The sequence below is a fragment of the Vreelandella halophila genome (assembly GCF_019903425.1).
GTDB classification, from domain to species: domain Bacteria; phylum Pseudomonadota; class Gammaproteobacteria; order Pseudomonadales; family Oleiphilaceae; genus Halospina; species Halospina halophila.
Genome location: NZ_JACHUZ010000013.1, coordinates 2,247,674 through 2,269,965, shown reverse-complemented (window position 1 = coordinate 2,269,965; position 22,292 = coordinate 2,247,674). Strand labels below are relative to the sequence as shown.

General features: G+C 63.4%; 11 protein-coding genes and 2 tRNA genes. 6 read left to right on the top strand and 7 right to left on the bottom strand.

Annotated features, from left to right (window positions below):
* Positions 1-75: 75 nt before the first annotated feature.
* From uvrA to H4I92_RS14845, 3 genes are all read right to left on the bottom strand, one after another.
* Positions 76-5,631 carry an excinuclease ABC subunit UvrA gene (gene uvrA, locus H4I92_RS14855; RefSeq protein WP_077531317.1) on the bottom strand — a complete coding sequence of 1,852 codons (5,556 nt, stop codon included), beginning with the start codon at positions 5,629-5,631 and terminating at the stop codon, positions 76-78.
* Positions 5,632-5,708: 77 nt separating this feature from the next.
* Entirely contained in the window at positions 5,709-9,119 is a 3,411-nt protein-coding gene (locus H4I92_RS14850) for an ATP-binding protein (protein ID WP_077531316.1), read from the bottom strand.
* Positions 9,116-10,396 (bottom strand): metallophosphoesterase, encoded by a 1,281-nt coding sequence (locus H4I92_RS14845; RefSeq protein ID WP_077531315.1) that lies wholly within the window; start codon positions 10,394-10,396, stop codon positions 9,116-9,118. The genes H4I92_RS14850 and H4I92_RS14845 overlap by 4 nt, the downstream gene beginning before the upstream one ends.
* A 203-nt stretch (positions 10,397-10,599) precedes the next feature.
* Between H4I92_RS14845 and H4I92_RS14840 the strand changes: the two genes are divergently transcribed.
* On the top strand, positions 10,600-11,376 hold the full coding sequence (locus H4I92_RS14840) for a CLCA_X family protein (RefSeq protein WP_077531314.1): 777 nt from the start codon (positions 10,600-10,602) through the stop codon (positions 11,374-11,376).
* Here H4I92_RS14840 and H4I92_RS14835 read toward each other — a convergent pair.
* On the bottom strand, positions 11,362-13,296 hold the full coding sequence (locus H4I92_RS14835; protein WP_077531313.1) for a putative bifunctional diguanylate cyclase/phosphodiesterase: 1,935 nt from the start codon (positions 13,294-13,296) through the stop codon (positions 11,362-11,364). The genes H4I92_RS14840 and H4I92_RS14835 overlap by 15 nt on opposite strands.
* Positions 13,297-13,392: 96 nt before the next feature.
* Between H4I92_RS14835 and H4I92_RS14830 the strand changes: the two genes are divergently transcribed.
* Complete coding sequence (locus H4I92_RS14830) at positions 13,393-13,920, top strand: carboxymuconolactone decarboxylase family protein (protein WP_077531312.1); 528 nt, start codon at positions 13,393-13,395, stop codon at positions 13,918-13,920.
* A gap of 42 nt (positions 13,921-13,962) precedes the next feature.
* On the opposite strand, the gene H4I92_RS14825 is transcribed toward H4I92_RS14830, so the two are convergent.
* Both H4I92_RS14825 and H4I92_RS14820 read right to left on the bottom strand, forming a co-directional pair.
* Positions 13,963-15,390, bottom strand: coding sequence for a peroxidase family protein (locus H4I92_RS14825; RefSeq protein ID WP_077531311.1), 1,428 nt, complete (start codon positions 15,388-15,390; stop codon positions 13,963-13,965).
* A 307-nt stretch (positions 15,391-15,697) separates the two neighbouring features.
* Positions 15,698-15,774 (bottom strand) — tRNA-Pro (locus tag H4I92_RS14820).
* 160 nt (positions 15,775-15,934) lie between these two features.
* On the opposite strand from H4I92_RS14820, the gene H4I92_RS14815 reads away from it, so the two are divergent.
* From H4I92_RS14815 to H4I92_RS14800, 4 genes are all read left to right on the top strand, one after another.
* Positions 15,935-17,389 (top strand): protein adenylyltransferase SelO, encoded by a 1,455-nt coding sequence (locus H4I92_RS14815; protein ID WP_077531310.1) that lies wholly within the window; start codon positions 15,935-15,937, stop codon positions 17,387-17,389.
* A gap of 227 nt (positions 17,390-17,616) precedes the next feature.
* Positions 17,617-18,645: a helix-turn-helix transcriptional regulator gene (locus tag H4I92_RS14810; RefSeq protein WP_077531309.1), complete on the top strand. Its 1,029-nt coding sequence runs from the start codon at positions 17,617-17,619 to the stop codon at positions 18,643-18,645.
* A gap of 284 nt (positions 18,646-18,929) precedes the next feature.
* Positions 18,930-20,849 (top strand): choice-of-anchor D domain-containing protein, encoded by a 1,920-nt coding sequence (locus H4I92_RS14805; RefSeq protein WP_179105728.1) that lies wholly within the window; start codon positions 18,930-18,932, stop codon positions 20,847-20,849.
* 65 nt (positions 20,850-20,914) lie between these two features.
* Positions 20,915-21,853 carry a DUF6160 family protein gene (locus H4I92_RS14800; protein ID WP_077531307.1) on the top strand — a complete coding sequence of 313 codons (939 nt, stop codon included), beginning with the start codon at positions 20,915-20,917 and terminating at the stop codon, positions 21,851-21,853.
* A gap of 279 nt (positions 21,854-22,132) precedes the next feature.
* Here H4I92_RS14800 and H4I92_RS14795 read toward each other — a convergent pair.
* Positions 22,133-22,222 (bottom strand) — tRNA-Ser (locus H4I92_RS14795).
* Positions 22,223-22,292: the final 70 nt, after the last annotated feature.

Genomic DNA, 22,292 nt, shown 5'->3' with positions numbered 1-22,292 from the left:
AGCCAGAGGCCGTAAAACGCTCACGGGCAACGAAATTTTCGCTCCTTACCCGCCGCCGGACGCTCCCGGTACAGGTCAGCTGCCATGACGGCGCCGCTCGTCCAGAAACGCCTTCAATACCCGCCCTGTTTCGCTCTCACTGCCCGCTCCCGCAAGGGCTTCCGGTGGGCCTTCAGCAACCACTCGGCCGCCGCCATCGCCCCCATCCGGGCCCATATCGAGCACCCAGTCCGCCTCGGCGATCAGGTCCAGGTTGTGCTCGATCAGCACCACGCTGTTGCCGGCGTCCACCAGTCGGTGGAGCACATGGATCAGCCGTTCCACGTCCGCCATGTGCAGCCCGACCGTGGGCTCGTCCAGGATGTAAAGCGTATGCGGCTGGCTCTGGCGGCGCACATCCGGCCGCGCCCGCGCCAGCTCGGTCACCAGTTTCAGGCGCTGGGCCTCGCCGCCGGACAGCGTGGGGCTCGGTTGGCCCAGGCTCAGGTAGCCAAGGCCCACCGCCTGCATCAGCTCCAGTGCATGGTGGATCTTCGAGTGCGCGCGGAAGAACTCGACGCCCTCGTCCACGCTCATGCGCAGCACTTCGCCGATGTGCTTACCGCCATAGGTCACGGCCAGGGTCTCCGGCGTGAAGCGGTCACCACCACAGACCTCGCAGGGCACGGACACGTCCGGCAGGAAGTTCATCTCCACCTTCTTGAGGCCCTGGCCGTCACAGCCGGGGCAGCGCCCTTCCTTCGTATTGAATGAGAAACGGCCGGCGTTGTAGCCACGCAGGCGGGCTTCCTCGGTGCCGGCGAAGAGCTTGCGGATATTGTCCCAGATGCCCACGTAGGTGGCCGGGCAGGAACGCGGTGTCTTACCGATGGGCGTCTGGTCCACCTCGAACACCCGGTCCAGCGCCTGCCAGCCATCGAGCTTGCGGCAGCCGTGGGTGGTCGGTTGCTTATCCCGGCTGCTGCTGTTGAGCACCCGCAGGTTGTCGTGGAGGATGCCGCGCACCAGCGAACTCTTGCCGGAACCGGACACACCGGTCACGCACACCAGCCGCTCCAGCGGCACGCGTACGTCCACGCCACGCAGGTTGTGCAGGCTGGCCTCGGTGACATAGAGCCAGTGGTCCGCCTCGGCGGGCCGGCGGTCTTCGGCGATCAGCGGATGCCGGATAGGGTCCGCCAGGCAGCGGCCAGTGGCGGAGTCCGGGTTGGCCTCCAGTTCCGCTACCGTGCCCTCTGCCACCACACGCCCGCCGTTAACCCCGGCACCCGGCCCCAGGTCGATGACGTGCTCGGCGCGGCGGATGGTGTCCTCGTCGTGCTCCACCACCAGGATGGTGTTGCCCTTGCCTTCCAGCTGGCCCAGGGTGTCCAGCAGCATGCGGTTATCCCTCGGGTGCAGGCCAATGGTGGGCTCGTCCAGGATGTAGCACACGCCCTGAAGATTGGAGCCCAACTGGGCCGCGATGCGGATGCGCTGGGCCTCGCCGCCCGAGAGCGTGGGCGCGGCCCGGTCCAGGTTCAGGTAAGCCAGACCCACCTGCTGCAGGAAGTCCAGACGCGCGCGGATTTCCGGCATGATGTCCTGGGCCACCTCGGCATCACGCCCGGTGAGTGCCAGGGCCTCGAAGCGGTCGGCGGCCTCCTTCACGGAGAGCGCCGTGTATTCGGCGATGTTGCGTTCCCGGAAGTAGACCGACAGCGCCTCCGGCTTGAGCCGGCGCCCGGCGCAGGCCCGGCAGACCCCGACCTCATGATCATCGTCATCCTCCAGCCAGACGGATTCCTCCCCGGTCTGATCCTCATCGAAACCGCTCAGGGCCAGGCCGGTGCCGTAGCAGGACGGGCACCAGCCGTGCTTGGAGTTGTAGGAGAACAGGCGCGGGTCCAGTTCCGGGAAGCTGCGCCCGCAGCCCGGGCAGGCGCGCTCGGTGGAGAAGATGGTCTCTCCGGCGTCGGTCAGCAGTTTCATGGTGCCGTGGCCATAGGCCAGCGCCTCCCCGATCAGCCGGTCCAGCGTGGCCTCGTTGCCCGGCGTGACGTTAATGGTGCCCATGGGCAGGTCAATGTCGTGCTCCTGGTGGCGTGCCAGGCGCGGCCAGTTGGCCGTGGGCTGGTATTCGCCGTCCACGCGCAGGTGCTCGAAGCCCTTCTTGCCGGCCCAGGTGGCCAGGTCCGTGTAGTAGCCCTTGCGCGCCACCACCATGGGCGCCAGCAGCGTCGCCTCCTGGCCTCGCGCATCGCGCAGGATGCGGGCGCGGATCGCCTCCGGGGTCTGTTCGTCGATGGGCAGCACGCACTCCGGGCAGTACTGGGTGCCCAGCTTGACGAACAGCAGCCGCAGGAAGTGGTAGAGCTCGGTCATGGTCGCCACCGTGCTCTTGCGCCCGCCCCGGCTGGTGCGCTGCTCGATAGCCACCGTGGGCGGGATGCCGAAGACGGCGTCCACGTCCGGCCGCGAGGCGGGCTGGACGAACTGGCGGGCGTAGGCGTTGAGGGATTCCAGGTAGCGGCGCTGGCCCTCGTTGAAGACGATGTCGAAGGCCACGGTGCTCTTGCCGGAACCGGACAGGCCCGTGAGCACCGTAAGTTGGTTGCGCGGGATCCGGATGTCCACGTTCTTCAGGTTGTGCTCGCGGGCATGGTGGATGGTGATGGCGTTCGGGTCGCCGCTGTAGGGCGCCGGCGCTTCCGCCACCATGGGCTGGCTGTCCGCCTCCGTGGCCTGCCCCAGATAATCCCGGAGGGCCTTGCCAGTATGGCTTCCGGTGACCGCCATGACCTGTTCCGGCGTGCCGCTGGCGATCAGCTCCCCGCCTCGGTCACCGCCCTCCGGGCCCAGGTCGATCAGCCAGTCGGCGGCGGCCATCAGGTCCTGGTTGTGCTCGATCACGGCCAGTGAATGGCCTTCCGCCAGCAGTCGCCGGAAGGCGCCCAGCAGCGTGGCCACGTCGTCCATGTGCAGGCCGGTGGTGGGCTCGTCGAACAGGAACAGCAGGTGGTCGCTCGCGCCCTTGCGGCCGGCCGCCTTCGCCAGGTGACCGGCCAGCTTGAGGCGCTGGGCCTCGCCCCCGGAGAGCGTCGGCACCGGCTGGCCCAGACTCATGTAGCCAAGCCCCACGGCCTGAAGCGGCTCCAGGCCCTTCAGGACCTTCGGGTAGTCCGAAAAGAAGCTGACCGCCTGGTTCACGGACATCTCCAGCACGTCCGCGATGGACTGGGGCGGCACCCGGCTCTCGGTGGACGGCGGCAGCGTCACCTCCAGGATCTCGGGGCGGAAGCGGCGACCGTCGCAGTCCGGGCAGCGCAGGTAGACGTCGCTGAGGAACTGCATTTCCACGTGCTCGAACCCGTTGCCGCCACAGGTGGGGCAGCGCCCGTTGCCGGCGTTGAAGCTGAAGGTGCCGAGCGTGTAGCCGCGCTCTTTCGACTCAGGAAGGCCCACGAAGACCTTGCGAATGGCGTCGAAGGCGCCCACGTAGCTGGCCGGTGTGGAGCGTGTGGTGCGGCCGATGGGCGACTGGTCGATGAGCACGGCGTCGTCGATGCGCTCGTGGCCCTTGATGGCATCATGGGCCCCGGGTACCTCCCCGGGGTGGCCCTTGAGTTCGGACACGGCGCGGTACAGGACGCTTTCCATCAGTGTGGACTTGCCGGAGCCGCTGACGCCGGTGAGGACCACCAGCGCGTTCAGCGGGATATCGACATCCAGGTCCTTCAGGTTGTGTTCCCGGGCGCCACGGATGCGGATCGCGTTTTCCGGCTCAACAGGATTGGCTGTCTCGCCCTGGTCCCCCGCGTTCACCTGCCGCCGGCCGGTGAGGTAGTCGGCTGTGAGCGACTGCCCTTCCCGCATCAGGGTCTCCGGGTCCCCCTCGAACACGATGCGGCCGCCCTGCTCGCCCGGCCCGGGCCCCATGTCGATGATGCGGTCTGCGGCGTGCATTACCTGGGGGTCGTGCTCAACCACCAGCAGGGAGTTGCCGGCATCCCGCAGGCGGTGCATGACGCCGATGATGCGGTCCATGTCGCGCGGGTGCAGGCCGATGCTGGGTTCATCCAGCACAAAGAGCGTGTTCACCAGCGAGGTACCCAGCGCCGTGGTCAGGTTGATGCGTTGGACCTCGCCGCCGGAGAGCGTGCGGGACTGGCGGTCCAGGGTCAGGTAGTCCAGCCCTACCGCCACCAGGTAGCCGATACGGGCCCGGATGGCGTCCAGCAGCATGTCCGCGGCTTCGTCCAGGGGCGCGGGCAGCTCGATCCGGTCAAACAGATCCACGACCCGCCCCAGCGGCAGGTTCATCAGGTCCGCCAGGTTCAGACCCGGCTGCTGCTCCAGTGTGTTTTCCGGCAGCGTCACGCCCACGGGCCGGAAGCGCTCGTTCGGCTCAACAACCGTATCCGCGTCCGCCTTGGAGCCCAGCCGCCAGAGCAGGGATTCGGTCTTGAGGCGGGCACCCTTGCACGCCGGGCAGCGGTCGTAGGAGCGATAGCGCGAGAGCAGAACCCGGATGTGCATCTTGTAGGACTTGCTTTCCAGGTAGTCGAAGAAGCGCCGCACGCCGTACCAACCACCCCGGCTCACGTTCCAGCGCCAGTCCTCGTCGCCATCGATCACCCATTGGCGGTCGGCCTCGGGCAGGTCCCGCCAGGGGATGTCCGTAGCGACGCCTTCCATACGGCATTTCTTCAGGAGATCCTGCTGGCATTCGGAATAACTCTCGGTCTGCCAGGGTTTTACGGCGCCTTCTTCAATGGATTTCGAATCATCCGGGATCACCAGCCGGTAGTCGATGCCCATGACGCGACCGAAGCCCCGGCATTCCTCGCAGGCCCCCATGGGCGAGTTGAAGGAGAAGCTGTTGGGGATGGGATCGGTGTAGTCCCGGTCGCAGTCCGGGCAGTGCAGGCCCCGGGAATAGAGCCATTCCGCCTCGGGCTCGCGGTTGTCGTCCAGCGGCTGGGCGATGATCCGGCCCTGGCCGGCCCGCAGGGCGCCCTCGACGGCCTCGATCAGGCGGTCCCGCCGGTCTTCGGAGAGCCGCAGCCGGTCCTGGGTCACGCGCAGCGCGCCGTTCTCGAGGGTTTCCACGCGCGTATAGCCCTGTCGCTCCAGCTCGGCGCGCACCCGGTCCTCGGCCACATCGCCGGTCAGCGGCATGTCGAAGGCGATCACCGCGCGCCGGCCCTCGCCCCGGGCCAGCAGATCCGCCACGATGCTGTCCTCGCTGTCGCGCTTCACCTCGCGGCCACAGCCCCCGCAGTAGAGCCGCGCCGCGCGGGCGAACAGGAGCTTGAGGTGATCGTTGAGCTCGGTCATGGTGCCGACCGTCGAGCGCGAGTTGCGCACCGGGTTGGTCTGGTCGATCGCAATGGACGGCGGGATGCCCTCGATGGAATCCACCGCGGGCTTGTCCATCCGGTCCAGGAACTGCCGCGCGTAGGGCGAGAAGGTCTCGACGTAGCGGCGCTGGCCCTCGGCGTAGACGGTGTCGAAGGCCAGCGAGGACTTGCCCGAGCCACTGGGCCCGGTGACAACGGTCAGCTCGCCCACGCGCAGGTCGACGTCAAAGTTGCGCAGGTTGTTCTGGCGGGCGCCACGGACGCGGATCAGGTTCTGGTTTCGGCTCATGGATGGTACAGCTCACGCGTTATAGAGACGTTCAAACCTAGGGCGGTACGAGGGCCGAATGCAAGGGGATCAGCGGTTCACGCCAGCCCCGCCTCCAGCCAGGCGAGCCACTGGCGAATATCTGCGGCGCCCGCCTCCTGCCCCGCCTCCAGAAGCACGGTGCGTTCCCGCTCCTCCGCATCCAGTGGCTCACTGGTATCCAGGTAGCCCTCATTCTCCAGATAGGCCGCCAGCTCACGCAGCTTGTTCGTCTGGAACCGGGCCACGCCACCGTTCTCAAGGGAGGCCAGAAGCGCACCGGGATCACCGCCCAGGCTCTCTGCCAGTTCCGAAACTGGATCGATGAACTTGGCGGTAACCGCACCGGACGCTTCCAGCACGTTCCGGTCCACCGGCGCCCCCCGACCGCGCTGCCAGACATCCACCCAGATACGGGTGACACGGCAGCGGGCGTTGAGTGTCTGCCGGTACGCCGGGTCGTTGACGGCGCTGGCGCCCGCGGGCTGCTGCAGCAGTGTTTCCAGCCGGCCGAGACGGTCCACGCGCCAGTCCTGGATCAGGCGGTGCGCCAGGACCAGGTCATCCCGGAGAATATGGAAAACATGGATGGGCCCCGCGCCCCGGCAGGGATGGATCGGCGGGACCTCGATGGCCTCGGCCCAGTCTTCAGGCGTGCGGCCCTCCGGCGACGGCAGCGCCTCGCGGGCAGGCAGCTCATAGTGGCCCGGTTCCGATGCGTCCGTTCCCTGCCGAAGGGCCTGGAGATCGATGTGCGTAACCGGGCTGCCCAGCGCCTCCTCCCAGCGTGCCCGGTCCATGGGCTCGGCGGAGAGATAGATCACCTGCCGGCCTTCATCCTGCACCAGTGTGCGCAGGCTGGCCGCAATGGCGCGGAAGCGTTCGGGATCCGAGGTGGTCAGCACCTCATCCAGGAAAATCGGCAGGGGCTCACTGCCCTGCTCCAGCGCCCGCACCCAGGCCAGGCGCAGGGCCATCAGAAGCTGCATGTGGGTACCGGTGGACAGTTCGGTCAGCTTCTGGTCACGCTCCTGGATCCGGTCCATCACGCGGAGCTGGCCGTTCCCGTCCAGCCCGAGGTCATAGCGGTGATGGGTGAAACGCGCGAAGCGGTCCCGGGCATCGGCCAGTACCGCCGGTTCACGCTCGGTGCGATGAGCTGCGTCCACCTGCCCGAGCAGGAACTGGCCAGCCTCGGCGACCATGGTGTCATCAAAGACGTTCTGCAGCGCATCACGGGCACGGTCCCGTTCGAAACGGGCCTGCTCCAGTGCCCGGTCACGCCCGGCCTGGTCCAGCCGGGTCGCCAGCTCGCTGCGTTCCTCGACCCATTGATCGTACTGATCGGCCTCCTCCCGGAACGCGGACAGGCGTTCCTCAACGCCCGCCTGGTCCTCCGCCTCGACCAGCGCAACAAGCTCCGGATCATTAGCCGGTCCGGCGGCCCGGTCGCGCTCGGCCCGGCGTTCGGATTCCAGCGTAGTCCAGAGTCCCCGGTAGCGTTCAAGTTGCCCACACAGGGCGTCCAGGGCGGCGCGATCCCCTTCGGTAAGATCCAGCCTGTGATACAGCCCGGCAATGGCCTCGTTATGCTCACGATGATGCGCCTCCAGTTCCTCCTGGCGGGCCTGCAGCCGAGCGAGCGTCTGGTCCGCTTGCGTCACGGTATCGACCCGTTGCTTCAGGTCCTCAAATGCCGCGCGCAGCCCTGTTGGCGTGCCATCACGGGGCACCAGGCCATGGCCTTCCAGAAGACGGCGTACCGGGGCCAGCTCCGCCTCAACCTGGGACTCCAGGCTGGCGACCCTCTGCTCCAGCCGGGCCCGATCCGTTCGGGCCTGGTCCAGGTCCGATGCCAGCTTGAGGAAACGCGCCGCCCCTTCGCCGCTCAGCTCGGGGTCGAAGCCCACAGCCTCCGCCAGCGCCTGCCTATTGCCTTCCAGCTGGGACTTCTGTTGCTCAAGGCTTTCGATCTCCGAGGCATGAGCCCGGGCCTGCTGGGTCAGCTCCTGCTGGTAGACCGCACTGGCCAGCTCATCCTCCTGTTCCTGCAGTTGCTTGCCAACGGCTTCCGGTTGCCATTCGGAAACGGTTACCCCCAGCTCCTCGGCCCGCTGCTGTGCGCCGTTGGCTTGCGTGAACAGCTGCAGGCTCTGCCAGACGGACCAGCCTGCCGCCACCACGGCCACGAGGGCGGGCGCCCAGTGCATGGGCAGCCCATAGAAGTAACCCGTGTAGAAACCCGCTGTGGAGGCCCCGAACACCACAAGGCTGCCCGCCAGCAGACCACGCCTCCGGGCGGGTTCCAGCTGGCGGAGCCAGCGGCGCAGTTCATTGATGCGGGCGCGGATCTGCTCCGGGTCCTCATGACCCCCATCCGTGCGTTCCAGTCGGGCCTGGAGCTCCTGGATCCGGAGGTGCACACGGCGCAGTGACTCGGCCATCTCGCCGGCCTGGTTGACCGCCTCGGGCGTTGGCTCAGGGTCACGACCTTCCGGGGGCTGCAACGCGGCGGCGGCCTGGGCCTCACGAGCCTGCGCCTCCTCCCGGCGCTCCCGGACGCTCTCCAGCTCAGCCAGCCGGCGGTCGGCATCCTCAAGGTGCTGGCGGCCAGCATCCAGCTCCGCGCGCGCCGGTACCTGCCCATGGAGCGCCGCGCCTTCGCGTTTCCGGCGGGCCTCTTCCTGCTCCCGCTGGTTGTCCCGGAGCTGCTGGGTCAACCGGTCACGCTGGGTTTCCAGCTCATCCAGCCGTTCAGGTTCATTGCCGGTCAGCCGCCCTACAGCTTCAGGGAATTCCGCCAGGGCTTCTTCCGCGGCCCGGCGCCGTTGGCGTGCCGCCAGCCATTCCAGGGCCTGTTCGGTCCGGGTCAAACCGCTGCGCGCCGACCGGGCGGCCTCAATGCGTTCATCGAGTTCCGCAAGCCGGTGCCGCTGCTGATCCAGCTCCGCATAGTCACGCTGGCATTTCGCCAGGGCCTGCTCTTTCTCACGCAGGGCCTTTGCCTCCGACTGCCCCTGCCGGGGCCGCACCTCGAACAATGGGTCGTGCCGCAGCGCTTCCAGATCGAACCCGCCAGCGAGCTCGCGCTGCAGCTGGGCCAGTATCGCAGCCTCGGTATTACCGGCCTGGAGGAGATCATTCATGGAAAGCCAATAGCAGCGCAGGAAGTCGCCGGCAGGCAGCTTCGGAGCATCCATGGGCTGACCGTTGCGCTGCCAGACCACCTGCTCGCCGCTTCGGCTCACAGTGAGCAGGTCTTCCCCACTGAGGAACCGGGCCTCCAGGGTCAATGCGCCACTGGCGCTCTCGGATTCAGGCGCTACGAGATGACGCAGGGCCCGCACAAGGCTGCTCTTGCCCGAGGCATTGGGCCCGGTGACCAGGGTGAAGCCCGGATCAAAGCCCTGGACACTGAGCCGTTCCCCGAATCCCGGAAGCTGGGTAATGACCACATCACGCAGTTTCATGATGCCGCCCTCCCCTGCGCGAGAAGGCGCTCCAGCGCGGCCATGCCACTCCGTTGGAGCCAGTCGGCCACATCAGCTTCCGTGATGCCCTGAGCAGGCAGAGCCTGCCAGTGGGAGCGGCTGGCCTGCTGTTGGAGTTGCTGGCGGGCTTCCCGGATCAGGGTCTGGCGCTCCGGATCATCCGATTCCCGTTCGAGTAATCGGATCCGCTGGGCCAGAAGCCCCACCGGATCCGCGCGGCGGGCGAGCTCAACCAGATCAATAACCGGTTGGGTGGCGTAACGCAGTGTCTCCACAAAGTAATGGATACGACCGCTGCCGGCATGCAGGGCCCCCAGGGATTCCCGTTGCATCAGCCTGGCGACTTCGGCACCCAGGTCCGTGCGTCCCGTGAATGTCACACGCAACGCCGCCGCTTCCGGTAGCATCCGGTGTTCCGCCAGCGCCTCATCGAGTTCCTGGACAGCTGCCACCAAGCGCTCCCGGGCATCCTCGGGCGCCGCGATGCCGGTCAGATCCACCGGCAGACGGGCCCAGTGAAGCGGTGCCAGCCGCCACTGCGTAACCCTCTGGATCCCGCCGGAACTCAGCTCAAACAGCCAGGGCCCGCGCGCGCCAGATTCGCCGGGATCCAGGCCCGTGGCCGAGCCCAGGTAGCCGCTGGGTGACTCAACGCTGAGGGCATCCGGCATATGGATGTGGCCCAGCAGCCATCCGTCCAGGCCAGCATCCCTCAGCTCAGCACTGCTCACCGGTGCATAGGGGCTGGCGGGTTGATCCCGGTCCGCGTGCAGGACACCGAGATTGATGCCTGGGCCGCGCTCCAGCCTGGTGCCTTTTAACGGACTATCCCGGAAACGGGGTGACGGAAAAGACCAGCCATGCAGGGTCAGCTCAGTGCCAGCTGATTCCAGGGTCACAGCCTCCCACTCGCCGCCACGGCCCAGCAGCTCGAATCCGCTCAGCTGATCCGCCAGCCTCGGGAGCACACGCACATCGTGGTTACCCACCACACCCAGGATCCGGATGCCGGCCGCAAGCAGGCGTTCCACGCCGGTCGCCAGCTCCCGATAGGCCTCGAAGAAATCGTCCTCGTCCTCCACCACGTCGCCCGCCAGAACCACGGCGTTAACCCCCTGCTCAAGGGCCTGATCGACGATTCGCCGCCAGACCCCTGCGGTGCCAAGTTCAGCGGAACGCCCGATCAGTTCATCCGGCAGGCGGCTCGGGCGGGCGCCCAGGTGCAGGTCACCAACGGCGAGAAGGGAGTAGGTCATGCAGTGGCGGCTCCGGGTTTCTGCTCTGGCTCTATCACTGTGAATGTGGGCGGCGACACGGGGTGTCGTAGCCACCCGCCTTGCCGGCGGCCTTCATCCTGCTAATCTCCGGACAACAAATCAATGATCATGCGGAGAATACTGCTACCAGTCTCTGCTCTGAGACACTTCAATCCCGGCCCCTGCCGCTTTAGAGTATACGCATGGGCAACAGCGGCTTTGCAGCAATCCGGCGTCAGTACGAATTCCGCAGCATCGGCATTGGCAACTGGGTGACCGCCGATGAACAACAGCGGGCCGCCCATCGTTTTGCCGGCGCCCTGGAAGACCTCAAGACCATCCTCGGCGGTCCGGAATCACTCGTCTCACTGCGTGGCAGTCTGTCACTTGAATACGGAATCGGCGGTCAGCGCGGCGTCTCGGCGCACTACACACCTGCCAAACGCAGTCTGTCACTGGCCAAGAACGCCGGGGCCGGCAGCCTGGCCCACGAATGGTTCCACGCTCTCGACCATTACCTGGCGACCCACGCCTTCACGAACGCGCCACCGGACTGCTTTGCCAGCGCTGCCTGGCTGAAGGAACTTCAACCGGTAGCGCACCCGCTGAATGCCCTGCTCTTCCGGTGCTTCAGGGCCATACTGGTCAGCGAGGACGGCAGCGAGCCCAGCGCGCTCTTCAGGGCGTCGGCACGCATGGATGGGCAGCTCGGAACCTATTACTACAGCCGCCCCGAGGAAATGGGCGCGCGTGCCTTCGAGGCCTTTGTGCAGGACGCGCCGGTCAACAGCCCCCTCCTGGTCCGGGGGACCCGCCAGTCGGACGAGGCACGCGCCGGGCTCTATCCGCAGGAACCACAGAGAACCGCCATCAACCTGGCTTTCGGGCACTATTTCCGGAGTCTCGGCAGGGCTCTGTTCAGGGAATTCCATAAAACCGGCCCCGGACCAACGCCGCAAAGGCAGTCAGACGCCGTCTGAAGCGGCAGACCCGGCATCCGTCGTCAGCCACTGCTGCACGTAGGTCTCAGCGGGTACAGGCCGGCCACGCAGGAACCCCTGATAGAACTCCGCACCCAATGTACTGAGTACAGTAAGCTGTTCCATGGTCTCAACACCTTCCGCCTGGGTGCGGAGCCCAAGCGCCCGGGCCATTGCCACCACCCCTTCGACAATGGAACGGGCTTCCGGGGAATCCTCCACGCCCTCGACAAACCCCCGGTCAATCTTGAGCTTCTCCACGGGGAAGCGCCGCAGGTAGGCCAGCGATGAGTAGCCGGTGCCAAAATCATCAATCGCGATATCAACACCAGTGCTCCTGATGCGCTTCAGGAGCCCGATGGTTTCTTCCGCCATCAGACCACTTTCTGTAAGCTCCACTTCCAGAAGTCCGGCAGGCACCCGCGTGGTCTGGAGTGTCTCCTTGAGCTGCTCCACGAAGGGCGCGTTATGCAGCTGCTGGCTGGATACGTTGAACGAAATCCTTCCCGGATCCAGCCCCTGATCCAGCCAGGCACGAACCTGGCCAGCGACCTCGTCCATCACCCAGCGACCCAGGGGAAGTATGAGCCCGGTGTCCTCGGCCAGAGGGATGAATGTGCCCGGACTGATCATTCCCCGTTCCGGATGATCCCATCGCACCAGCGCCTCGGCGCCAACGCAGTGCCCGGTTTCCACATCGAATACAGGCTGATAGAAAACCACCAGTTGATTGCCGTCGATGGCCTCCTTCAAGGCCTGTTCCAGTTCCAGCCTGCGGGTGGATCCCTCGGTCAGAGCCTGGGTATAGAATGCGTAGGTGTTCCTGCCCCGTCGCTTGGCCTCATTGAGCGCGGAATCCGCGCAGCTGAACAGAAAGCTGATCTCCTCATCCGCACCTGTTTCGTTACCACGGCTCAGTGCAATGCCGATGCTGGCACGTACCGACATATCACGGTGTGGCTCAAGGTGGAAGTTCTGGTCAAAACACGTCAGGACTGACCTGGCCAGCACGCCTGAACGCTCAACCGGTTGCACCCAGGAGCAGATCACAAACAGGTCTCCGGCAAAGCGCCCTATAAATCCTTCCCCCCCGAGTACCCGACGCAGCCTCACTGCCACCTCCCGCAGCAGCTGGTCACCGGCCTCGTGGCCCAGGCTCTCGTTGATGACCTTGAAATTGTCGAGGTCCACAAACATAACGCAGAGGCGGTAGTCCGAGTCCGCGGCCCTTTTCAGCAAGCGGCGGAGTTCCTCGTGGGAGAAGGCCCGGTTCGGAAGCTCAGTAAGCGGGTCATAATAGGCCATGTACCGAAGCCGTTCCTGCCCCGCCTTCTGTTCACTGATATCGCTGAGAACGCTGACGTAATGGACCTTATCCAGCGACGGATCCGCCACCCGGGTAATCGTGATCCACTCCGTGAAGAGACTGCCATCCGCTTTTCGGTTCACTATTTCGCCCTGCCAGACGCCCTCGCTCTCGAGCTTACTCCAGAGCTTCCGGTAGAAATCCCCCTCGTGGAATCCCGAATTGAGGATGCGTGGTGTCCGCCCCACCGCATAATTGGCGCTGAATCCGGTGATCCGCGTGAACGCCTCATACACATAGAGAATGGTCTGGTCTTCGTCCGCAATGATGACACCGTTGTGGGTCTGCGAAATGACCGCATCGCGCAGCCGCAGCTCAGACTGTACCTGGCTCAGGTCGCGAACAAGCTGCCGGATCAGATAACCTATCAGCACAGCCGAGCCGGCAATGAAAAACCAGCCCTTCAGGGTCTGGGCAAGGGTAAGTGTTTCGCCCGTTGCCTCCGGCATGAGCAGAACCATTACCCAGTCCGAGAAGAGCACCCAGAGCACACTGACCGTCAGATAGATCAGCGATATCCGCAGCGGCGAGAGTGGGCTGGGTCCTGTTGGCATGAAAGGTTATCGACTCCGGCAGGCAAAGCGGGACGCTACCACCATAATCCGGCTTCACCTTTTGAGGAAAATCAACTTCACGAGAAGGAAAAACCAATGGCTCGCATCCCCTACGCCGAAAAAGGCCAGGAAGCGCAAGGCGCCACGCCAGTCTATCAACAGATGGAAAAGGGCATGGGCATGGTTCCCAACGTGGTCAAGCTGCTTGGCCATTCAGGCCCCGCCACCCAGGGCATCGGCACACTGCTCGACATCTACTTCGGGCAGCTGTCGATCACCAACCGTATACGCGAGATCGCCTACCTGACCGTGGCGCGCTTCAATGGGTGTGACTATTGCCAGGGTCATCACGTGCCGGCAGCACGCCAGGCCGGACTACTGGACATGCAGATTGAGGATCTCGGTGAAGACGGTTTCGACAGCGGTGAATTCTCGGAACCGGAGCGGGCGGTCATCCGCTTCGCCTATGAGACAACCCGGGACGTCAAAGCTTCCGATGAGGCCATGAACGACCTGAAAGCGCATTTTTCCAATCAGGCAATAGCAGAGATCACCTTTGTGGTGGCGTCCGGCAACTTCATACAGCGTGTGGGCAAGAACCTGGGCGTCGAGCTGGAAGGCTGATGGTCAAGGGGCAGGCCAGGGCCTGCCCCTTGATCCGCTTGGCTAGAGCGCTGCCGAGTTAACCGAGGCAAGCATCTTTCCGACGGTGTCATAGGCCGGATCCGGCCGCCAGTTGCGGTTCGAACCGAGATAACTCCGCGGATCGAGCTCGATGAGGCCAATCAGCACCTCTGCAACAATTCGCGCTCCCACCGGGCCAAGCCCCTCTCCCGCGTCAGCCTGCCCGCCAGAGCGAGCGCGCCCGATCACTTCCGCCTCCATCAGCACATAGAACCAGAGCGGTGCGCCCTCGGTGATCGCATCATTTGAGCGCTCACGGACCTTGGCCATCACATGCTCGATCTCGGACTCGGGGCGTTCCATGGTCCGCGCCACAGCCTCGCCGGCCGGTAGCCTGAAGCTGTTGCCCCGGAGCAGGTTGCGGGTTGCCAGGGAGCGCACGCCGCCAGCGGGAACGAACGGCAGTTCCAGGAGTTCCGGCGCCATGGTGGCGTTGAGCTGGTCCGACCGCTGGACATGGCGCCCCTCGGGCGTGTCGAAAAGCTCATGCCAGTCGACGATCGCCCGCTGATCCGCCAGGGGCGAAAATCCGCCGCCGAGGACAGTGCCGAAGAACTCGAACGCGGTCCCGCCTTTCTGGGTCTGGATCGTCATGGGCACCATGGAGTGCCCGAAGCGGTAGGCGGCCACGGCGAATTCCACCGGGATATAGGGGGCACCGCAACGATAGAACCGGCGTCCATGGGCCAGGATATCCGCCACCACGGGCTCGCCGCACATGAGCGGCAGAAACTCGTTCACGACCGCCCACTGGTAGTGCCAGACAATGGACTGACGCGCTTCCGCCAGCAGCGACTCATGCACGAGTTCCGGTCTGGACGCATGCAGGGCATCACACTGCTGGTTGTGGAAACGGATGAAGGCAAGCTGCATCTGGCTGATGATGCGGTTCTCGTCGTTCCTCGGATCGCCGATGGTCGCCGCCCCCGAGGCCACCCGGGCCAGGTCATCCGCCTTTAGGGGATCCCCACCGGCACTATCGGCGCCGGTTACCAGCTTGGCGTTGAGGAACGGATCGGACTGGGGACCCTGATGGTACAGGTAGGGCTGGACCTCCGGCCCGGCGCCGTAGATGGAATCAAGGTCGAGTGTGGGCGAGCGCGTGTTTTCGATTGCGGCAGCCCGATTGACGCTGTCGAAGCTCGATTCCGTGTCGAGAGTGATGTCGTGGTCAATGAACTGACCGAAAATCACCATTCCAACCGGAACGGACCGGGTCCGCGCGGGCGAACTTCCAGCATCCATGGGACCGCCGGCGGGGCCGAGCCGTTCCAGGACACCGGGATCCGTGTAGGCACCCGGCAGTTCGGGAAACAGGCGCCCGAAGCGGTCTTCACTGATGGGTTGATTGGGGGCTTGGCAGTGCTCTGACAGCCCTCTCAGAGGCTGCAGACCGTGATGATGGGTCATGGCGTTCCTTCCCTGATCATGGAGTATGAGTGAGTCGGTTCCTCAACTCCCTTCACCACCTTCCGGCACTTCGGCCACTGCCGGCGCTTCCTGGGAAGCGCTCCGGCCAACCGGGACAGCCCTGTACTCAAGGGGACATCCGCGGGAACCAGTGATTGCAGTCTGCAACCACCCCCGGAGACTAGCGCGAACAGGGTGACGCAACAAGCATCCCGTAGCACCGCAACGTTAATCCGACAAAACGGGATAACGATGGGACAGCACGGATAGCTGTGCCTGCTAACTGACTGTTTCTGAGGGGATAAAATGGTCGGCGTGGCAGGATTCGAACCTGCGACCCCTTCCTCCCGAAGGAAGTGCGCTACCAAACTGCGCCACACGCCGAAAATCAGGGCTGGGAAGCGGCCTTGCCGCAACGGGAGCGAATTATCGGGATTGTGACGTGCTTCTGTCAAGCTGGACACGCCAATAAGTCCGATCCCGAATGCAAAACGTAGTTCCCCGCATCTAGAATGGATAATGTGTTCAACCGCCAGAGGATTGCATGTCCCTACCCCCTTTCCCTTTTGACAACAGCTATGCACGGCTTCCCGAACACTTCCACCGGTCTGCACAGCCGGCCCAGGCTCCCGACCCGGAGCTGATCCGTTTCAACAGCCCGCTCGCCGAGGAGCTGGGCATTGACGTGAATGAGTCCGATGAGCACGAACTCGCCGCGGTTTTCTCAGGTAACAGCCTGCCAGAGAACGCCGAGCCCATCGCCCTCGCCTACGCCGGCCATCAGTTCGGCAATTTCGTTCCCCAGCTGGGAGATGGCCGCGCTGTTCTGATCGGTGAGGTCATCGACCAGCACCAGAAGCGTCGTGATATCCAGCTCAAGGGCGCAGGGCGTACCGAATTCTCCCGCGGCGGTGATGGGCGGGCTCCCATAGGCCCGGTGATCCGCGAATACATCATCAGCGAAGCCATGCACACACTGGGTATTCCCACGACACGGGCGCTCGCGGCTGTCACCACGGGCAATGCGGTCATGCGTGAGCGCCCTGAGCCTGGTGCGGTACTGACCCGGGTGGCCGCCAGCCATATCCGGGTGGGCACCTTTGAATACTTCGCCTACCGGCAGGATACCGATGCCATCCGCACCCTGGCCGATTACGCCATTTCCCGGCACTACCCTTCGCTAATGTTCGAGGATCAGCCCTATCAGGCATTTTTCCGGGCGGTCGCACACCGCCAGGCCGAACTGATTGCGGACTGGATGAGCATTGGGTTCATCCACGGCGTCATGAACACGGATAACATGGCCATCAGCGGTGAAACCATCGACTACGGCCCCTGCGCGTTCATGGACCAATACCACGCCAATACCGTCTTCAGCTCCATCGATGCCATGGGGCGCTATGCGTACAGCAACCAGCCGGAGATTGGGTACTGGAACCTGGCGCGCCTTGCCGAATGCCTGCTGCCGCTGTTTGACGGCGACAAAGAAGAGACTGTCGAAACAGCAAAAGCCATCCTTACCGAATACCGAGAACATTACAGCACAACCTGGCGTGAACGGTTCGGGCGCAAGCTCGGCATCAGCAGCCTGACGCAGGAAAATGAACCAGTAGTGCATGAGCTCCTGGGGCTGATGCAGCAGACCGGCAATGACTTCACTGCCTGCTTTCGTGAGCTGACCCGGCTCGCCAGTCAGGGCCGCGCAAAAGAAGCGGCAACCACCCTGTTTGCGGATACGCAACAGGCCCGGGACTGGAACGCCCGCTGGGTGGCACTGCTCGACGCCCCTGAAGTGATGTGGCAGACAAACCCTGCCATCATCCCACGCAACCATCAGGTAGAGGCGGCCGTCAGCGCCGCGCAGCAGGGGGATCTGCGACATTTCCATGATCTCATGGCGGCACTGGAATCCCCCTTCTCAGCCACAGCCGACACCTCCGCGTACCGGCACCCGCCCACGCCGCAGGAACAGGTCGCAAGGACCTTCTGCGGAACCTGAGTTAAACAGTTCACATTCCTGAATGGCCGTTATGGTCAAATCGGCCATTCTTTCTCATTTTCGGTCAAGTCGCTTGGCACGCACACCTGCCTCGGCAATAGTACCCACAGCTGTATGCCGGACCTCGATTCGTCAATCTGACATTGATTAACGAATAACCGGCCAATTCCATAGGTTTGCCAAACAATTACAATGTCTCGAAAGAAGTAATCCGGAGGGCTCCCTGCATGGATGTACCGACCCGCTCAGTTCAGGATGCACAAGCCTACGATGTCCCCATACTGCCCACGCGGTACGTAACCCACTTCCTGCGCTTTATGGAACAGTACGGTATCCGCCGTCCGGCTCTTCTGGAGGGCACCGGGCTGGACGCCTCCGAGCTGGAAACCAGCGAGGAAGGCATGACCATGAATGAGCTGCTCATACTTCTCCGGCATGCCAGTGAACTATCGGAGGATGAGCGTATCCCTTTCGAGTTCGGCAAACAGCTCGACATCAATGCGCACGGCCTGGTTGGCGCGGCTTTGCTCTGGCAGAAGGACTATTTCCGCCTTGTGGAGATGATCATCGAGTATGAGCGGGTCTGCCTGCCGATCCATGACCTGCGCCTGACACTGAAGGATGAGACCGTACAGATAGGACTCCATGACATCTGGGATCTGGGCAATATGCGGTCGTTCATGATCCGGATCTACATGGGCAGCATCTATGAACTGTCACGCCACATATGCAGAGACATGCTGCTTGAGTTCGATACACCAACGGCGCTCACCACCGAGGACTGGCAGCAGGTGGCCCCCAAAGCGGTCATCCGCTTCAATGCCCCAGCGGCCTGCGCCACGCTGCATCCGGCCCAGCATACGGCAGCCAATCTCGGTCAGGAGCTGTCTTCGTTCCTGGCCCGCCATCGATCACGCCAGGACCTCAAAGCATCCGACGACAACACCAGCATCACTGAGAGGGTACGCCGCCAGATCCTCGATGATCCCGGCCTGAACTGCACCCTGGAGCGCGTTGCACAGAACCTCCAGATGACCCCCCGTTCACTGAGACGCCATCTGCAGGCCGAAGACTGCTCTTTCCGGGACCTGCGCAACGAGATCCGCTGTCACTACGCCGATCGTTATCTGGGCGACACGCGGATGCCATTGAGCACCATCGCCTATAAGCTCGGCTTCAGCGACCAGGCCAGTTTCACCCGCGCCTACCGCTCTTGGACCGGTCGCACGCCGGGCCAGAGCCGTCGCCGCATCTGATCACCGCCCCTATAGTCACAGTCACAAGGGGCGCTTCCTGAATCACAGGCTCTTGCGCACCTGGAGATGAACAGCAGTTCATTCTGTTTTCACAGCCTGTTATTGAAGTTCATCACGAATTCGAGAAGTCCTTCCCCTAATAACCGATTTTAACAATCCTGTTTCCTCTTTGAGCAATGACTACAGACCGCCAGGCACGCGAATGTTGGGGATACCGGGACCGCTCCAGGATGCGCCATTCGGTCCCGGCATCATGAATACAACAAACAATGAGGATGACGTTGATGAACGCCATAACCGAAAAGCCTACAAGCAAGACCGGGCGCCTGCTGCTCGGCAGTGCCGTTACGGCGCTGCTTGCAACGGGCGCAACCACAGTCAACGCGGAAGAGGTCTCGCTGACCGTTGAGCACACCTGCCCGCTGCCCATAATCGGTGAGCAGCCCCTGGTGTCCGAGATCAGCGCCGACCTGCCCGCAGAGGTGACCGTCGGCGAATCAACCGGCGAGTTGAACATCAACGCGGTGACCACCATCAACAACACCGCCCGTCAGGGGCTCTATGCCGTCGGGGGTCGCAGTCTCGAAGGCACCGCGACCGCTGAGAACAACATTGCGCTTCCAGAAAGTGATCAGCCGCTTTCGGTAACCCTGGAGATTCCGCAACAGCCTATCCCCGGCGAGAGCGGTTCCTTCACAGTGGATTCCAGCGCGACCGTTGATCCGCTCACCTTCGACAACCCTGGCCAGGCCACCATTACCGTTGGCGACCTGCAACTTGACCAGGTTGTACGCGATACAAACGGGAACATTGCCAACGATCCGGTGGGTGAATTCACCTCCGACTGCACCCTTGTGGGCAACATGGAGGACATGGTGCTGCACACCTTTGAGGTGGTGCCGGACCAGACCCAGCCAGCCAATATCACGGTTGATCCGCAATCCCTGGATCTTGGCGGTGCCATGGCCGGCAGCCCGCTCAACGGCAGCATTACCGTGGGCAACGACGGCGGCGAGGCACTGAACATCAACAGTGTGACCATCGCCGGTGCCAATGCCGACCTGTTCACACAGAGCAACGACTGCACCACGCTTGAGCCGGGTCAGAGCTGCTCCGTGGATGTGAATTTCCAGGCAAGTGAGCCGGGCACCTACAGTGCCAGTGTCGAGGTCGACTCCACTGATCCGGATGCCGAGGACTCGCCCAAGGTGGTTGACCTGAATGCCGAGGCGACCGAACAGCCCGAGCCGGCGCTCGAGCTCAGCTCCGAGGAGGTCGATTTCGGCACCATTGATCTTGCCGATACCAACAGTGCTGAACAGACATTGGATCTGACCAACACTGGTGAGGCAAACCTTGAAATCAATGGTCTGAGCATTGGCAACAACCCCGACGGGGTCTTCACCCAGACCAATGATTGCCCGAGCGGGCTTTCTCCGGAGCAGTCCTGCACAGTTACCGCTACATTCCAGCCCACACAGGTGGATGACTACAGCGCAAACCTTGAGATTGCGACCAACCTTGAGAGCTCTCCGGAGACTGTAACGCTGTCCGGCTCAGCCGAAGACACCAGCGGCGGTGACGATGGCGATAACGGCGACGGTGACAACGGGGACGGCGATAACGGCAACGGTGGTACCGAACCTGTCGACGTTACCTTTGATCTGGAAGGCTTCACCAATGTCGCGGCGAACGACGCCGACGTGCCGCTGAACGGTCAGATCGACAGCGAGATCAACCTGGAAACCGGTGATTTCACTGCGGATCTGCAGCTCGATCCAACCCAGGCCCAGTTCCAGATCTCCCAGCTGTTCCACAAGATTCAGGGCCGCGCCGACATCGAGTTTGAACCGGTTGGTGAAACCACTGGTTCCCTTGACCTTGAAACCGGCCAGCTGACTGCTGAGAGCGACCTGATGATCAAGATTCCCGAGGCACGGATTTCCATCATCGGCTTCGGCTTCGGTTCTGATGGTATCCGGATCGGCGGCGGCAACTCCTGCCAGACCGTGGAGCCGGCCACCATCAACCTCTCGACTCCGGAAGGCGAAGAGTTTGATCCGCTCCAGGGCGGCACCGTCACTGGTACCTATGTTGCCCCCGAACTTGAGAACTGCGGTCTGCTGACCGGCGTCCTCAACAAGTTCTTCGAAGGTCCGGGCAACACCATTGAGCTTGAACTGTCGCCCCGTTTCGAGGAGTAACGGGGAAACAGAAGGGGTGGCCCGCCAAGGGTGGGTCGCCCAAACAACAAAGAGGAGAAATCACAATGATGACAATGAAGAAAAGCCTGTTGGCCCTTTCAGTCGCTTCCCTGCCGATGGCGGCATCCGCTGACCTGCAGCCCATGAACGACCAGGACATGGGGAATGTCACCGGTCAGCAGGGTGTGACCATCGAGCTGTCGACCGCTGCAACCATCGATCAGGTGGAATACAGCCAAAGCACAGCGGATGCGGACACCGGCTCCGTACTCATGGACGGTATCCGTATCGGCGGTCATGACGACGGGGAATCACTTGATATCGACGTCAATGTTGACCTGATCACGGAAAACGGCGAGCTCGGTCGTTCGGCCTATGGTTATCCGGCTGGTCCCGTAGAGGATGGCGATGCCTATATTTCGGTGCGGAACCTGGGTAATGAGCCCACGCCGGTTGAGGCTGGTGTTGACATTGACAGCCTCGGGATCGCCTCAAGTGATGATGACAGCTCAGCAACGCTGATCTCGGACTTCACGGCGGACTTCTGGGTCAGTCGGCTGGATATCACCGCACGGGTAAACAACCAGATTGCCAACGGCAATGAAGACTCCGGCTCAATCCGCATCCGGAACGTGTTCCATGCGGACATCGGCGCGGACTTCGATGTTGCTGCCGTAAGTCTCCCCAGCATCCGCATGGCGGGCGCAAACCAGCTTGAGAACCTCAAGGGCGACGCAGGCGACCTGAATCGCAACGCGCTTGCCGTCACGGGTGTAACAGTCAACGCGGAAATTGGTGCGGGCCCTGCCCTCTCCACAACCGCGGGTATTGACGGCGCGCCGGATGAAACCCTGCGCGTGGACATCAATGAGCTGACCACCAGCATCTGGATGCCCACGGTCAACGTTGGCAGCGGGGATGGCACTACCGCCAGCATTGGTAATGTTGGTATCTCCAACCTCAACATCGCCGATACTCAGATGGCCATCTACGGTCGCGAGTAAGTGCGATTCACGGGGCCGGTTAAGCCGGCCCCGTACCCTCCAGCTCCCGCCCGAATATAGATATCCCGATCCACCGCCCCCTGAATAAAGGCAGGGCGAGCTGATGCTATTCGATGTAACCTCCAGCCAAACTAGGCCTATTGCCATCCGAGGACTGGCTGAACACGCAGAACTGCCGACTAGCGTCGATCACCCACAGAATTCAGAACCGATAGACAGGAACGAGACGACTCCGTGCACGCAGGTATAACAAGAGATGCCGGGAAAGGGAAATAAAAGTGGCGGTGGGCCAGGGATTCGAACCCCGGGAGGGCGTTAACCCTCGGCGGTTTTCAAGACCGCTGCATTCGACCACTCTGCCAGCCCACCGGGAAGGTGCTGCCGGAACCGACAGCAGCCGGAATATTACCTTAAATCGGCGTCATGTCAAAGTGTTGAG